This is a genomic window from Virgibacillus litoralis, assembly GCF_017873675.1.
Classification (GTDB): Bacteria; Bacillota; Bacilli; order Bacillales; family Amphibacillaceae; genus Lentibacillus; species Lentibacillus litoralis.
Genome location: NZ_JAGGKK010000024.1, coordinates 24,570 through 40,837, shown reverse-complemented (window position 1 = coordinate 40,837; position 16,268 = coordinate 24,570). Strand labels below are relative to the sequence as shown.

15 protein-coding genes are annotated in these 16,268 nt (G+C 33.7%); all 15 read left to right on the top strand.

The window, feature by feature from the left end; all coding sequences use genetic code 11:
- Positions 1-91 precede the first annotated feature (91 nt).
- The 15 genes from J2Z82_RS17220 (at position 92) to J2Z82_RS17150 (ending at position 16,104) form a co-directional block, all read left to right on the top strand.
- Entirely contained in the window at positions 92-826 is a 735-nt protein-coding gene (locus J2Z82_RS17220) for a WecB/TagA/CpsF family glycosyltransferase (RefSeq protein ID WP_209482049.1), read from the top strand.
- 519 nt (positions 827-1,345) lie between these two features.
- Complete coding sequence (locus J2Z82_RS17215; protein WP_209482048.1) at positions 1,346-2,104, top strand: YveK family protein; 759 nt, start codon at positions 1,346-1,348, stop codon at positions 2,102-2,104.
- Positions 2,085-2,777, top strand: coding sequence for a CpsD/CapB family tyrosine-protein kinase (locus J2Z82_RS17210; protein ID WP_092491522.1), 693 nt, complete (start codon positions 2,085-2,087; stop codon positions 2,775-2,777). Before J2Z82_RS17215 ends, J2Z82_RS17210 begins: the two co-directional genes overlap by 20 nt.
- A gap of 21 nt (positions 2,778-2,798) precedes the next feature.
- On the top strand, positions 2,799-3,566 hold the full coding sequence (locus tag J2Z82_RS17205) for a tyrosine-protein phosphatase (RefSeq protein WP_209482047.1): 768 nt from the start codon (positions 2,799-2,801) through the stop codon (positions 3,564-3,566).
- 367 nt (positions 3,567-3,933) lie between these two features.
- Entirely contained in the window at positions 3,934-5,763 is a 1,830-nt protein-coding gene (locus J2Z82_RS17200; protein ID WP_209482046.1) for a polysaccharide biosynthesis protein, read from the top strand.
- Between the two features lie 18 nt (positions 5,764-5,781).
- Positions 5,782-6,966, top strand: a complete 1,185-nt coding sequence (locus tag J2Z82_RS17195; protein WP_209482045.1) for an O-antigen ligase family protein — start codon at positions 5,782-5,784, stop codon at positions 6,964-6,966.
- A gap of 42 nt (positions 6,967-7,008) precedes the next feature.
- A complete protein-coding gene (locus tag J2Z82_RS17190) occupies positions 7,009-7,968 on the top strand; it encodes a Wzz/FepE/Etk N-terminal domain-containing protein (RefSeq protein ID WP_245251776.1) in 960 nt (319 codons plus the stop codon).
- A gap of 27 nt (positions 7,969-7,995) precedes the next feature.
- Entirely contained in the window at positions 7,996-8,895 is a 900-nt protein-coding gene (galU, locus tag J2Z82_RS17185; RefSeq protein WP_209482043.1) for a UTP--glucose-1-phosphate uridylyltransferase GalU, read from the top strand.
- Positions 8,896-9,035: 140 nt separating this feature from the next.
- Entirely contained in the window at positions 9,036-9,662 is a 627-nt protein-coding gene (locus J2Z82_RS17180) for a sugar transferase (RefSeq protein WP_209482042.1), read from the top strand.
- Positions 9,659-10,516, top strand: coding sequence for an NAD-dependent epimerase/dehydratase family protein (locus J2Z82_RS17175; RefSeq protein WP_209482041.1), 858 nt, complete (start codon positions 9,659-9,661; stop codon positions 10,514-10,516). The genes J2Z82_RS17180 and J2Z82_RS17175 overlap by 4 nt, the downstream gene beginning before the upstream one ends.
- A 36-nt stretch (positions 10,517-10,552) precedes the next feature.
- A complete protein-coding gene (locus tag J2Z82_RS17170; protein ID WP_209482040.1) occupies positions 10,553-11,317 on the top strand; it encodes a glycosyltransferase family 2 protein in 765 nt (254 codons plus the stop codon).
- Positions 11,318-11,384: 67 nt separating this feature from the next.
- Complete coding sequence (gene fcl, locus J2Z82_RS17165; RefSeq protein ID WP_209482039.1) at positions 11,385-12,326, top strand: GDP-L-fucose synthase; 942 nt, start codon at positions 11,385-11,387, stop codon at positions 12,324-12,326.
- 27 nt (positions 12,327-12,353) lie between these two features.
- Positions 12,354-13,406, top strand: a complete 1,053-nt coding sequence (gene gmd, locus J2Z82_RS17160; protein ID WP_209482038.1) for a GDP-mannose 4,6-dehydratase — start codon at positions 12,354-12,356, stop codon at positions 13,404-13,406.
- Positions 13,407-13,441: 35 nt separating this feature from the next.
- The gene (locus tag J2Z82_RS17155) at positions 13,442-14,830 is read left to right on the top strand and encodes a sugar phosphate nucleotidyltransferase (RefSeq protein ID WP_209482037.1); all 1,389 of its coding nucleotides are present in this window, start codon (positions 13,442-13,444) and stop codon (positions 14,828-14,830) included.
- A gap of 68 nt (positions 14,831-14,898) precedes the next feature.
- Complete coding sequence (locus J2Z82_RS17150) at positions 14,899-16,104, top strand: glycosyltransferase (protein WP_209482036.1); 1,206 nt, start codon at positions 14,899-14,901, stop codon at positions 16,102-16,104.
- Positions 16,105-16,268 lie beyond the last annotated feature (164 nt).

Here is a 16,268-nt window from a genome sequence, read left to right as displayed (position 1 = left end):
TTTTTATTACATTCTTATTAGAAGAATATTTCAAATTAAAATTTGAAACCCATATATATTAGACGAATGAAATCAGGAAAGGTTGCAAAATATGAGTAATCAGTTAGAAACAGTTGAAATTATGAATGTTAATTTTATAAATATCACTAAAAATGAATTCTTGAAAAATCATATCTATCCAAGCTTAATGAATGAACATAAGCAATTTATCGTTACAGCTAATCCAGAGATTGTTATGAAGGCACACGAAAATGAACAGTATAAACAAGCGATTCATTCAGCAGATTATGTTGTCCCAGATGGTGCAGGTATTTTAATGGCAGCTAAATATATGAAACTACCACTTCAGGAACGAATAGCTGGTTACGATTTAATGCTAGATTTGCTCGAATACGCCAATAATAAAGGATTACGTTGTTTCTTCTTAGGAGCAAGAGAAGAGGTTAATGAAAAAGCTGTATTGGAAGTGGAAAAACGATTTCCCAATATAAATATTGCTGGACGTCACCACGGTTTCTTTAAATTGGATGACCAAGAACTTGTAGAGAAGGTTCAAAACGCTAATGCTGATATCGTTTTTGTAGCTTTAGGTCTTCCTAGGCAGGAACTATGGATTGCCAGGCATAGTGAACAATTCCAAAAGGGAATATTTATGGGAGTGGGAGGCAGTATTGATGTTCTTGCTGGTGAGGTTAATCGCGCACCTGAAATATGGATCAAACTTAATCTTGAATGGCTTTACCGATTGTTGAAACAACCATTTCGACTAAAGCGTATTTTGAAAGTGTTTGAATTTATGGTTCGTATAATGTTCAGAAAAAGCTAGTGGCACACACTAGCTTTTTAATATACCTCTTTTTGCTTATCATTCTCAGCAAAACCATCTATATTTGATTATAAATTCAGATTATCACGTAATTCGATTTGCACACTGTTAATACTTTTATCATCCACTGCATAATACCACAGACCATCGTCCGTAATTTCACCATGACCTTCTAGACTGACTGATTCAACAAAATATGTAATAACAACGCCACAATATTAAAGCCATTTTCTCTTAAACTTAGGTCAAAATCCTTATACAAAGTACATAAAACCTATTTTACATTTTCTTCATGAAAATGTGTAGTAAAATTTTAACATTTCTAAATTATATTTTAATTATGTGTCACGTTTTTGTCTATTATGCCAAGGTAAGGTAGTAGTCTGTTTGTTAAGGCAAATATATTCCACACCCAAAAAGAACTTCATTATTTCGAATTGTTCTTAAAGTAAATGATTATTTATCCCTAAAGCAGGGTACTTAAAACTTATAAGCAAATTATATATCTGGAGGAACACCATGGAAGAAACTATATCCCTTAAAGAAATATTCGATGTAATCAAAAAGAAGTTTCTATTAATTCTATCGTTCATTATTGGGGCGGCTATTATAAGTACAATAATAAGTTATGTTTTTCTCACACCAACATATGAATCAAGTTCTCAGTTCATCGTAAATCAAAGCGAACAGGATAAAAGCACTAATTATAATGTTAACGATATCCGTTCAAATGTTGAACTTATTAATACATATAATATCATTATTAAAAGCCCTGCTATTCTTGAGGAGGTTGTTAAAGAATTAAACCTATCCTACTCAGATACACAACTACAAAATAAAATCAATGTTTTAAACGAGGAAAATTCACAAGTTGTTACAGTTACTGTAACAGATACAAATTCAAATCTAGCAACACAGATAGCAAATACTACTGTTCAGATTTTCCAGACCAAAATTCCTGATTTGATGAACGTAGACAATGTTCACACCTTATCGGAAGCAGAAATGAAGGAGAACCCTTCTCCTGTTAGTCCAAGGCCTATGCTCAACATCGCTATCGCAGTAGTATTAGGAGGAATGATAGGTGTTGGAACGGCTTTTCTACTAGAGTATCTAGATAACACTATAAAGTCAGAAGAAGATGTTGAAAATACATTAAATCTCCCGGTACTTGGAGTGATTACACATATAAATGATGGGGATGTACAACAGAAACGTTTTAAACCAACACTAAACCGCTCAGATAGGAGGCGACTGTATGGCTCGAAAAAGGGGTAGTAATAATAAAATAAGAAACCTAATTACAAACCAAAATCCCAGATCACCAGTTTCTGAGCAGTATAGAACTATTCGCACGAATCTTCAATTTACATCGGTTGATGAGGAATTAAAGTCCATAATGGTAACGTCCTCCGGTCCAGGTGAGGGGAAATCGGTAACAGTGGCAAATTTAGCTGTTGTTTATTCACAGCAAGGAAAGAAAGTATTGCTTATTGATGCAGATTTAAGGAAGCCCACGGTGCATTATACATTTCGACTAGATAATCTAAGGGGATTAAGCAATATGTTAGTCGGTGATATATCGCTGGAGGAGGCAATTTCAACAAGTGAAATCAATAACCTAGATATTATTTCATGTGGTCCGATTCCACCTAACCCATCCGAATTACTAGCATCAAAAAAAATGAAGCAAATGCTTAACGAGGCGTCTCAACTATATGACGTTATATTATTTGATACCCCTCCAGTATTAGCAGTTACTGATGCGCAGATTATAACAAATATTTGTCAGGGGGCAATTCTTGTAGTACGTAGTAAACATACGGAAAATGAGGCAGCAAGAAAAGCTGTAGAATTACTAAGTCCTGGCAAGGCAAAATTACTTGGTACTATTTTGAATGATCGTGAACAAAAGGAATCACAGAACTACTATTATTATGGTATAAACTAATAGCAGAGAGGTGTGATATAAATGATTGACATACATTGTCACATATTGCCTAACGTTGATGACGGACCTTCAACATTACCACAAAGTATTGAAATGGCTAAACAGGCAGTTGATCAGGGTATACACACCATTATCGCCACACCGCATCACAATAATGGCAGGTATACAAATAATAAAGAAAGTATATTGCGCAATATTGAGCACTTAAATAACAAACTAATGGAAGTTGATATCCCTTTAACAATCTTACCAGGGCAAGAGCCACGAATATACGGAGATCTATTAAATGATCTTACTAGTGAAGATATTCTTCCATTAAACAGAAATACAAAATATATATTTGTCGAATTACCTACTTCAGAGGTACCTCGATATACGAGGCAATTACTATTTGATATCCAAATGGCAGAATATATCCCAATCATTGTACATCCGGAACGAAACAAAAGAATTATTGAACATCCCTCTATTTTATATGACTTTGTTCGTACTGGAGCGTTAACACAAATTACTGCAGCCAGTTTTGTCGGCAACCTCGGAAAAAATGTACAGAAAATATCACATAAATTGATTGATGCTAACCTGACCCACTTTATAGCATCTGACGCACATAACACGACAACAAGGGATTTTCATTTATATGAAGCATATCAAATGCTACGTAATGAGTATGGGTCTGAGACATTCTATCAGTTTATGGAAAACAGTCAACTTTTAATTGAAGGAAAAACAGTCATTAGGAGTCAGCCAATAAATATTAAAAAGAAAAAAATTCTAGGTTTGTTTTAGTGAAGCTATACATCTTTTTGTATAGCTTTTTTTATATAGTAGGGAAGTAGGAAGTAAATAACCTATATTTTCTCGGTAAAAATTAGGTGGAAAAAAGTAAATTTGTTCTTGCCTAACTTTGTACATGGGAGTATACTGAAATACAGATTTCGACTCAAAAATGGGTATTTCGTATTATATACATAGATGGATTTAGTTTGCGAGGATTTTGGCAACCGAAATGAATTAAACAGGGTCTGTTTTTTTGTATGCCTAAAAGTGTTATAATATGTAAGACTAATTTCGACAAAAACTATAACTTAATCATTTAAATATAATTATAATATACACTCCAATACATCAAGAAATACCGAAAGGAGAGGCTAGTTTGACCTATCGCTTAAGGATGTCTTTGTTAATATTGCTAGATTCGTTAATTGTTAGTTTAGCAATATTTGTTGCATCATGGATTGTTTATCCGGATATATCAGTATTTGCAATGCCCGCTTTACTAATTAGTTCAATTGCACTCTTATTTTTCCATCACCTTTGGGCTTTTATTTATAAATTATATAATAAGGTTTGGGCATATGCTAGTGTTGGAGAATTGATTGCTATAGTTCAAGCAATTACATTATCAATTGTATCTGCTGGAGTCGTTCAATATATTGTAAATGATTTTGCCATATACAGGAGAGCGCTAGTAGTAACTTGGATGCTACACGTTATATTAATTGGAGGATCCCGCTTTTTATGGAGAATTGTTCGTGACCGATACATAACTGAAGAAACAAATAAAAAGCGCACACTCATAGTTGGCGCTGGCTCAGCTGGAGCTATGATTGTACGTCAATTAAAGAACAACAATAACACATCTGAGTTACAACCTGTTGCATTTGTCGATGATGATTTTTCAAAACAGAAGATGCAGCTTTACAATTTACCAGTTATGGGACGAGTTAAAGATATATCAAAAATAGTTGAAAAAAAGAGCATTGAACATATTGTAATAGCCATTCCATCATTACGTAATGGGGCTTTAAATAAAGTTATTGTCGAATGCAATAAAACAAATGCTAAAACTCAAATGATCCCCAAAATTGAGGATATAATGACTGGGAAGGTTTCAGTCAGTCAGCTGAAAAATGTTGAGGTTGAGGATCTTCTAGGACGGGAACCGGTTGAATTAGATATTGATGCGATATCTGAAAATGTAACTAATACGACCATTCTGGTAACAGGTGCGGGCGGGTCGATTGGCTCGGAAATCTGTAGACAGCTTATGAGGTTCACACCTAGTAAAATAGTACTTGTGGGTCATGGTGAATTTAGTATCTATACCATTGAAATGGAGCTTCGTGAAAAGTTTGGCAATATGGGAATAGAAATTGTACCTATTATTGGTGATGTGCAAGACCGGAACCGCATGTTTGAAATAATGAAAGAACATAAGCCGACAACGATATACCATGCTGCAGCACATAAACATGTGCCTCTAATGGAGTATAACCCACATGAAGCAGTAAAGAACAATGTTCTTGGTACAAAGAATGTCGCAGAATCAGCTGACGCATTTGGAGTAGACACATTTGTTCTAGTTTCTTCTGATAAAGCGGTAAATCCCACCAATGTGATGGGTGCTACAAAACGAATTGCCGAGATGGTAATCCAGGATTTTAGTTTCCAGAGCAAAACCAAATTCGTTGCGGTTAGATTTGGGAATGTATTAGGAAGTAGTGGAAGTGTTATCCCATTATTTAAAAAGCAGATTGAAAAAGGTGGTCCTATTACAGTTACTCATCCAGAAATGACACGATATTTCATGACAATTCCAGAGGCATCACGTCTGGTTATTCAAGCAGGAACACTAGCACGCGGTGGAGAAATATTTGTTTTAGATATGGGTGAACCGGTAAAGATAGTCGACTTAGCCAAGAATCTTATTAAATTATCGGGTTTCACGGAAGAGGAAATTTCGATTAACTATACTGGTAAACGACCAGGGGAAAAAATGTTTGAAGAACTTCTAAGTGTAGATGAAGTTTACCCTAAACAAGTGTTTGATAAGATTTATATTGGAAAGACCAATGGCGTTAACAAAGAAACTGTTGAGAACGTAACGAATGAGTTTAACCAATTAACTAAGGATAATTTGAAAGAAGCACTTTTAAAGATTGCTAACAGAAAGAATAAGTTAAAAGACGTTATTAGTAATTGATAAGAAAGTTGGAAAGACATGCATAAAGGTCTCGGAGATAAGGATAATTTAGCTAAGTATATTCTGAATCTGATGTTAATTCTTTGGGTTTTTGTAATGGCAGTGCAGGTTACCGAATTTAATTTCATGGATAGAAGCTCATTAATTGGTCCTGTGATCATCATTATTATTATTAGTGCTTTCTATTTATTTTTTAATAGACAAATGTTTTTAACTAAATATTCAGTTCTTATTATCTCTTCCGCAACAATATTTTTTGTGTATTACATTGTAAACATTAATAATCAAATAGAACGATTGCCAGAATATATGATTTTTTTGGCAATAATATACTTGCTATTTATATTCATTAGTGTATTTAAACAAACCTTCTTTATATTCCCGATGTGGGCTATATGTGTTGCTCTAGTTTCTACTTTGTTTATACCTGGGTTATTCTCAGATAATACAATGAATAATTTGCATGCTTCTACAGCTTTTGTGTTGTTATTTTTTTGTGTTATTACCATGAAAGAATCACATTTTTTTATAAAATTTATAAATATATATTCTATGCTAATTTTGATAGCAGTTATATATAGTTCAAACTCCAGAAATACAATCATAGCTTTAATATCAGTGCTTCTTGTATTTTGCTTATATAGTAAAATAAAGAAATATATTTTCCCAATAATTGTTTCTACAATCGTACTAAACATAACTTTCACGCTTACCTATGTCTTAATGAAAAATACTAAACTTGGTATATTTTTAAATGATATTACAAAAAAATATACAAATAAAAATCTCTACTCAGGTAGAGGCAGGATATGGGGGGATTCTTTTAATGAGGTGGTAAATTCAAATGCAGCTCTAACTGGACTTGGGAATAACTTTCAGTTTGAGACTAACAATGGCTATATACATAACCTTTATGCACAAATATTCTATCAATCAGGATTGATAGGAGTTTTATTATTTATTAGTCTAATCGTGTTAATAGGATTACTTGCAAAAAAAGTAAAAATTCAAACTAATGATTATTATTTTAGAACATTATTTGCATTTTTTATTGGTGTTTTAATGCTTCAATTATTCGAGAGATTTTTAATAACAAGTTATCTAAAGATATCTCTTACGACTGTCTTATGTTGGGTTATTATTGGACTATTTGTTAACAAATTACTTTTTATGCAAGATGTAAATAAAAAATATAACATATAAAAATTTATCTATTAAATTAATGGGGGAACTTGGGTGAATAACATGGAAGAAGAAATCAGCTTACGGGAGATTGTCGAGAAATTATGGAAAGGCAAATCGATTATTGTTGGTATAACAATTGTAGCATTATTAATAAGTTTTGTTTATAGTTTTTTTATTGCCGATCCAGTATACAAAGGGAATGCGAAAGTAACAGTACATAATGTTGCTTCAGTTCCTGAGACGGTTCAGCCGTATATAAATGAAATGACTAGGCCAGAAGTTTTTGAACAGACCCTGAAATCAACTAGTGTTATGAAAAAGCTTATAAAAAAAGGAAATCTGGAGACAACAGTTGGAAAATTGCAGAATAAAATAAGTGTTGAACTTCCGAGTACGGAGGGTGAAGAAGCAAATTCAATTATCTCTATTTCAATGGAAGGTACAAAGAGAGAGGAAATTAAAACTATTATAGATAGTGTCATTTCATTAACAAGAGAAGAATTGGGGAAAAGTATCCAGTCAAGGTTAACTTTACTGGAGAAAGAGTATCAATCAAAGATGGAAGAAGAAGATAAACATATTACTGAAGCGGTACAAGAATTTAATGATATTGGTGCTGGCAAGGGATTGCCCACATTAATATTATTCCAGGAAAATGCTGCCGGAGGCGAATATGTCCTCGAAGCGAATGAAGATCTTTTAAGTCAGTTAAAAGATTTGGAAAAGACCGATCAGATTAAATATGAAAGGATAAACAAAAAAATTGAAAATCTAACGTCATTATATAATTTTTATAGTAATAAACATGATGAAGTAAGAAGTATCAGTACGATGAATATAGTTGATATAAGTACAAATGTTTTATCTGATACATTTGTACCTGAGGGTCCAATTTCGCCGAATAAGATATTGAATTTGACTATTTCTTTAGTTTTAGGATTAATGGTTGGTGTGTTTGTTGTTTTTGTTAGGGAATATTTTAAGAATGAGTCTGATGGAATAAAAGATATCGATAACTAATTTATATAGAATGGGGGGTTAATTAAATTGAAAACAGTAAAAAAAGCAATCATCCCAGCTGCTGGACTGGGGACTAGGTTTTTACCAGCAACAAAAGCAATGCCAAAAGAAATGCTACCAATTGTAGATAAGCCTACAATTCAATATATCGTTGAAGAAGCTATCGAATCAGGCATCGAGGATATCATTATTGTGACAGGTAAAGGGAAACGCGCAATTGAAGATCACTTCGATCATAATTTTGAGTTGGAAGATAATCTTGTGAAAAAAGAAAAATTTGAGCTGTTGAATAAAGTAAATTATGCTTCTAACGTCGATATTCATTTTATTAGACAAAAAGAACCAAAAGGACTAGGGCATGCAGTATGGTGTGCACGTAAGTTTATAGGTGACGAGCCATTTGCAGTACTTTTAGGTGATGATATTGTTAAGACAGAAACACCCGCATTAAAGCAATTAATTACCCAATATGAAGAAACGCAATCTTCCATTGTGGGTGTACAGCAAGTTCCGAAAAATCAGACACATCGTTATGGTGTTGTTGACCCTAATACAATTGAGGGTAGACGGTATCAGGTTAACAACTTTGTAGAAAAACCTAGTCAAGGATCTGCCCCATCAAATCTTGCTATTATGGGAAGATACATTTTTAATCCGGAAATTTTCGGCTTTCTGGATAAGCAGGAAATTGGAGCAGGTGGAGAAATCCAACTCACCGATGCTATTCAGAAGTTGAATGAGCTACAGAACGTATATGCTTATGATTTCGAAGGTAAACGGTATGACGTTGGTGAGAAGCTAGGGTTTGTGAAGACGACGATTGAGATGGCAATGGATAATGATGAAATCAGGGATGAGTTGTATGAATATTTAGTGCAAATGATGAAAGAGCAGACTTTAAAAGATATAAAAGTAAACATTTTTTAACAGCAGGATGAAATAGAATTGACCATGGATGTGGGAATCATTCTTACTGGGACTGATTACGTCTTATTCGTAAACAACAAGCTTTAAATTAATGAGTAAATTCTAATTAAGCTCTAAAAGGGCTGAGGAGTGAGCCGGAGATGTACTTAAAAGTAAAAAGATTAATAGATATAATTCTTGCTTTAATAGGGTTAATTACTTTATCACCAATATTTTTGGTTCTTATCATGGCTATCAAAATAGATTCAAAAGGTCCAGTGCTGTTTAAGCAAAAACGAGTCGGAATTCAAAAGACTCATTTTAACATGTTAAAGTTTCGTACCATGAAAGTCGATACACCGAAGGACACTCCAACTCATTTATTAGAGAACCCTGAACAACACATTACCAAAATGGGTAAGTTTCTAAGAAAGACCTCATTAGATGAGCTCCCTCAGATATGGAATATCTTTGTTGGACAGATGAGTATTATTGGTCCAAGACCAGCTTTGTGGAATCAGTTTGATTTAATAGAAGAAAGGGACAAATATAGTGCTAATGATGTGCCACCTGGATTGACTGGTTGGGCCCAGGTTAATGGCAGAGATGAACTTCCTATTAAGGTGAAATCGAAATTAGACGGGGAGTATGTTGAAAAGATTAATTTTTGGATGGATGTAAAGTGTTTTATTAGAACCATCGTTAGTGTTTCTAAAAATGATGGGGTTGTTGAAGGTGGGACTGGTATTAAGAAGGAATTATCTACTAAGGAGACCATTTCAAAATGAAAAAAATACTAATAACAGGAACTAATAGTTACATAGGAAATAGCTTAGAGAGCCTGTTGGTAAAACAACCTTATGACTATTCTGTCGATGCTATTAGTGTTAGAGGTGACTCATGGAAGATCAGAGACTTTTTTAAATATGATGTCGTGTTCCATGTAGCGGGGATAGCGCACGTATCTTCAAATCCAAAAATGGAAGAAATCTATTATAAAGTGAATCGTGATCTTACAATTGAAACTGCTAAAAAGGCCAAGAGTGAGGGTGTGAAGCAGTTCGTTTTTATGAGTAGTATTATCATCTATGGTGATAGTAGTAGTAACAATAGAATGATTGATAGAACTACCGAACCGAACCCAAGTGATTTTTATGGTAACAGTAAGTTGCAAGCAGAAGAAGGTATAAAATCTTTAGTAAGTGATAACTTTAAGGTTGTTATCTTAAGACCACCAATGATTTATGGAAAAGGTTCTAAAGGTAATTATCCTAAACTCGCTAAAGCGGCCCAGACGCTTCCGGTATTTCCCGACATGGATAATCAGCGAAGCATGCTTCATATAGATAATCTTTGCGAGTTTATAAGGTTATTGATTGATAATGAAGAGAGCGGTTTGTTTTTCCCACAGAACAAAGAGTATGTTAAGACAAGTGAAATGGTAAAGCTAATCGCTAATGCACATGGCAAGAAGATAAGACTCACGAAAATTTTCAATCCGCTGTTAAGAGTTATGGCTGAAAATGTTGGCTTAATTAATAAGGTGTTTGGTAGTTTGGTTTACGAAAAAAGTATGAGTGATTATAAAGAAGATTATCGGAATAGGGATTTAAAGGAAACGATAGAGTTGACTGAGAGGTAATAATTGTTAAGGTCGCATTTATAGTGGGGGATTTCATTGAAAATATCCATAATTACTGTTTCATACAATAGTGCAGAGACAATAAAAGACACATTAGAATCCGTTTATAATCAGACTTATGACAAGATTGAGTATATATTAATTGATGGTAAATCAAATGACACGACATTACAAATTCTTGAAAGCTACGAGAGTGACTTTGCGAAAAAAGGGATTGAATATAAATGGATATCAGAAAAAGATAATGGTATTTATGAAGCAATAAATAAAGGGATCCAACTTTCTACTGGAGATGTTATTGGGATCTTAAATTCTGATGACTACTATAATGACAATGATGTAGTTAAAGATATTGCTACAGTATTTAATCAGAATGATATTGATTGTATTTACGGTAATTTAAAATACATTGATCCTTTGAATAAGAAGGTAACAAGGAAATGGGTATCAAGGGACTTTGAGTTTGGGTTGTTTGAAAAAAGTTGGACACCTGCGCATCCAACCTTTTATTGTAAAAAAGAAAGTTATATAAAACATGGGCTGTACAGGACAGATTTTAAAATTGCGGCAGATGTAGAGCTTATGTATAGATTTTTAGAAAAGGATCGAATTAATTCAAAGTTCCTTAATAGGCCAATGGTTGTCATGAGGCAAGGTGGAGTGAGTAGTAGTGGTCTCAAGAGCACTTATATAATAACAAAAGAAATGAGGAAAGCATTTAAAGACAATGGTGGCAATTTTAATTTGTTAAAGTATCTTGGATATAAAATATTGAAAGTAAAGGAATTTATCAAGATATAGAAGAATTTCTCTTTATTAATTATTAAAAGATAATGAGGAAATATTTCTACTAATAGGAGAAGATGACATGAACAAAAACTCAAGAATATATGTTGCTGGCCATAGAGGTTTAGTTGGTTCTGCAATCTTAAATAAACTACAAGAAAAAGGTTATACAAATTTAGTATATAAGACTAGTACTGAATTAGATTTGGAGAATTCAAATCAAGTGAAAGATTTTTTTGAGAATGAGAGTATTGAGTATGTAGTTTTAGCAGCAGCGAAAGTCGGTGGAATTGTTGCTAACAATGACTATCCAGCTGATTTTATTCGAGATAACATTATAATACAGACAAATGTAATTGATGCTGCTTATAAAAATAATGTTGAGAAGCTTCTCTTTTTAGGTAGCACATGTATATATCCTAAATTAGCAAAACAACCATTAAAGGAAGAATACTTACTTACTGGGGAATTAGAGCCTACAAATGAACCATATGCAATCGCAAAAATTGCCGGAATTAAAATGTGCGAGTCGTACAATAGACAATATGGAACTAACTTCATCTCAGCTATGCCGACGAACTTGTATGGCCCAAATGATAATTTTGACTTGGAAACGTCTCATGTACTACCAGCCCTTATAAGGAAGTTTCATGAAGCTAAGGTATCTGGTAAAGACCATGTTGAGCTTTGGGGATCAGGGGCACCAAAAAGAGAATTTCTGCATACTAACGATTTATCAGAAGCGTGTGTATTCCTTATGGAGAACTATTCAGGTAATGAAATCATAAATATAGGTATTGGTGAGGATATTGCTATAAAAGACTTAGCAGTAAAAGTTAAAGATATTGTTGGTTATAATGGGCAAATTATTTATGATGCATCGAAACCTGATGGTACGCCTAGAAAATTAGTTGATGTGACTAAAATCAATGAACTAGGCTGGTATGCTAAAACTAGTTTAGATGAAGGCTTGGATGAAACTTATAAATGGTACCAAAAAAATGTAGCAAGTGTAAAACTATAGATTTGATTAAACATTCAGGAGGAAGTTATGAAAAAAGCATTGATAACGGGAGTTACAGGACAAGATGGTTCATATTTAGCGGAGCTCTTACTAGAGAAAGATTATGAAGTACATGGTGTTATTCGCCGTAGTTCTTCGTATAACCAAGAACGTTTAGAAAATCTAATGAATAATGAAAGATTTATATTACATTATGGAGATGTTACTGATACGTCAAATGTAATTCGGGTTATTAGTGAGGTCCTTCCAGACGAAATATATAACCTAGCTGCCCAGTCCCATGTGCGTGTATCTTTTGATATGCCGGAATATACCCAAGATGTGGATGCAGCTGGCACACTGAAACTTTTAGAAGCAGTAAGAATACTAGGTCTTACTGATAAGACACGGATATATCAAGCATCTACTTCAGAGCTATATGGAAAAGTTCAAGAGGTTCCGCAAAAGGAAACAACACCTTTCTATCCTCGCTCTCCGTATGGAGTTGCTAAAATTTATGGTTTCTGGATTACAAAAAATTATCGTGAGTCATATAATATGTTTGCTGTAAATGGAATCCTTTTTAATCATGAGTCTGAGCGTCGTGGAGAGACGTTTGTAACTCGTAAGATAACCCTAGCTGCTGCTAGAATTGCACAAGGTAAACAAAAGAAGCTAGCCTTAGGTAACTTAAATTCATTGCGTGATTGGGGTTATGCAAAAGATTATGTCGAGTGTATGTGGTTGATGCTTCAACATGACAAGCCAGAGGATTTCGTAATTGCTACTGGAGAAATGCATACAGTGCGTGAATTTGTTGAGTTGGCATTTAAATATGTTGATATCGAAATAGAATGGCTAGGACAAGGTTTAGAGGAAAAGGGTATAAACAAGAAAACAGGTGAAGTGATTGTAGAAGTTAACCCGAATTTCTTCCGACCAGCAGAGGTTGATCAGTTACTAGGAGACCCAGCTAAGGCAAGAACATTGCTCGGGTGGAATCCAACAAATACTCCATTTGAAGACTTAGTTAAAATAATGGTGACAGCTGATATTGAAAAAGTAAAAAAAGAAGAACGTATAAAAAAGTCTTTTGATTGATTACTAAGAAAAAAACTTAACGGAGGGGAGCACAAATGAAATTAGTTTTATTATCAGGTGGTTCTGGTAAAAGGCTTTGGCCATTGTCAAACGATACCCGATCAAAACAGTTTCTTAAGGTATTGGAAGGGGGAAAAGGAGAGAAGCAATCTATGGTACAAAGAGTGTGGGAGCAGTTAGTTTCTGTCAATCTTTCCAGTGAAGCTGTAATTGCTACCTCTAAGATGCAAAAAGATATGATTCAAAGTCAAATAGGATTAGATGTACCTTTAATTATTGAACCTGAACGTCGAGACACATTCCCAGCCATCGCATTAGCTGTTTCCTATCTTTATTCGATCCAAGGTGTATCCGAAGAGGAGGTTATCTCAGTTCTTCCAGTAGATCCTTTTGTGGAAAATAAGTTTTTTGAAAAAGTAAAAGAACTTGAAGATGTCCTCACGAATACTAATTCAGATTTGGCTCTAATTGGGGTATCTCCAACCTATCCCTCTTCGAAATATGGCTATATTATTCCTGAATCGGAGGATAAGAACCAGGCATACCTTAGTGTCAGTCATTTTACTGAAAAACCTACTGAGGAAAAGGCCCAGGAGTTAATTGAAGTGAATGGACTTTGGAACTGCGGAGTATTTGCATTTAAGTTAAAATATATAATCGATATTTTAGAAGAAATGGATTTACCTACACATTTTGACGAATTACTCAGACACTACTCGACACTTCCGAAGATTAGTTTTGACTATGAAGTTGTTGAAAGAGCGAAAAAGATCGTAGCTTTGCCGTACAACGGAAGTTGGAAGGACTTAGGGACATGGAATACATTAACTGAAGAAATGGCTACGAAACAGATAGGCAAGGGTGTTATCTCAGAGGACTCTAAAAACACTCATTTAGTAAATGAGTTAGATATTCCGGTTACTGTTTTAGATGTTAGTGATGTCGTAGTAGCTGCTAGTCCAGACGGAATTTTGGTAACTGATAAAATATCTAGCCCTAAAATTAAAGAAATTATAAAAGGTTTTAATCAACCACCAATGTATGAAGAACGAATCTGGGGATGGTCAAAAGTATTGGATTATGCAAATTATGATGATGGACAAGAAATGGTTACAAAACGAATATGTATCCATGAAGGGAAAAACTCTAGCTATCATTATCATAATTTACGTAACGAAGTATGGACTATAGTAAAAGGGGAAGGTGAACTTGCCTTAGGTGATAACATTACTCGAGTCAAAGCAGGGGATATAATTCATCTTCCAATAGGTAAAGCACACGGCATTCGTGCAATTTCAGACCTTGAATTTATTGAAGTTCAATCTGGTGTAGGGATTACGGATTCAGATTTTACTAGGTTATATTTTGATTGGGATGAAGTGTTAAATCATTTTCAAAAAGCAAAGACTAAAGTGATACACTAGTTTGAATGTCAGTAGTGAGATATCTAATCTTTCAGTAATTAGGTTGGTATGAAATTAGGTGATTAGAAGTGAAATTATTACAAATCAATACAGTATGCGGAACTGGAAGTACAGGAAGAATAGCAACCGATATAGAGGCAATATTAAAGGAAAAGGGACATGAAAGTTATATTGCTTATGGTAGAGGATTACCGACAAACTCTGATACACCAATAAGGATTGGTAATAAAATTGATAACTACACACATGTTGCCAAGACTAGATTATTGGACATGCATGGTTTTGGATCAAAAAAATCCACACAAAAATTTATTGCTAAGGTAAAAGAACTTAATCCTGATGTAATCCATTTGCATAATATTCATGGATATTTTATAAATATTGAAATATTATTTGACTATCTAAAGGAAGCTAATAAACCCGTTGTTTGGACTTTACATGACTGTTGGCCATTTACCGGACATTGTGCTTATTTTGACTTTGTTGGTTGTGAGTGCTGGAAAGTAGAAGGCAGCCATAGATGCTCTCAAAAGAATAGTTATCCTGCTAGTCTTTTAATTAATAATTCAAGGAATAATTATGAGAGAAAGAGAAAGGCTTTTACAGGAGTTGAGAATTTGACTATTGTTACACCATCAAAATGGTTAGCAAACTTAGTGAAAAAATCTTTTTTAAGGGATTACCCTGTTAAGGTGATAAATAATGGGGTTAATTTAGAGGTGTTTAAACCAACGGAAAACAACTTTAGAGAGAAAAAAAATATTAAAAATAAATTTATAATATTAGGTGTTGCGAGTATTTGGGAAGAAAGAAAAGGGTTTGAGTACTTTAAATTAATATCACAAAGGTTGTGTAAAGACGAGATAATAGTCATAGTAGGGTTAACAGAAAAACAAAGAAATAACCTACCATCTAACATTATAGGCATTACAAGGACAAATAATATTGAGGAACTGGTGGAAATATATTCATCTGCTGATGTATTTGTAAACCCTACATTAGAAGATAATTTTCCTACTACCAACATTGAATCCTTGGCTTGTGGAACACCGATAGTTACATTTAATACTGGAGGAAGTGTAGAGTGTGTTTATAGTGATTGTGGCTTTGTTGTAGAAAAAGGAAATATAGAAGAGTTGATTGATAAAATTAAAATAGTGAAAGAAAAAAGAAAATCAAGTTATTCAGAGCAGTGCAAAAAACGTTCAAGAGCATTGTATGATAAAAACGATAGATATTTTGATTATTTAAAAACTTATGAAGGTATACTCTGAAAAGTTTAAATGAGGATAAATTATTAAAAATAACTTATAATTTCCTCGGGTTTAAATCGAAGTAGGTAAGTAAAACTAATTAGGAAAACTAGTAATAAATTGCTCTAGTAGTTTTTTAATTCTTTCCTGTCACCTTTTTCTAGGTATCTTTAAGCACTTGATTA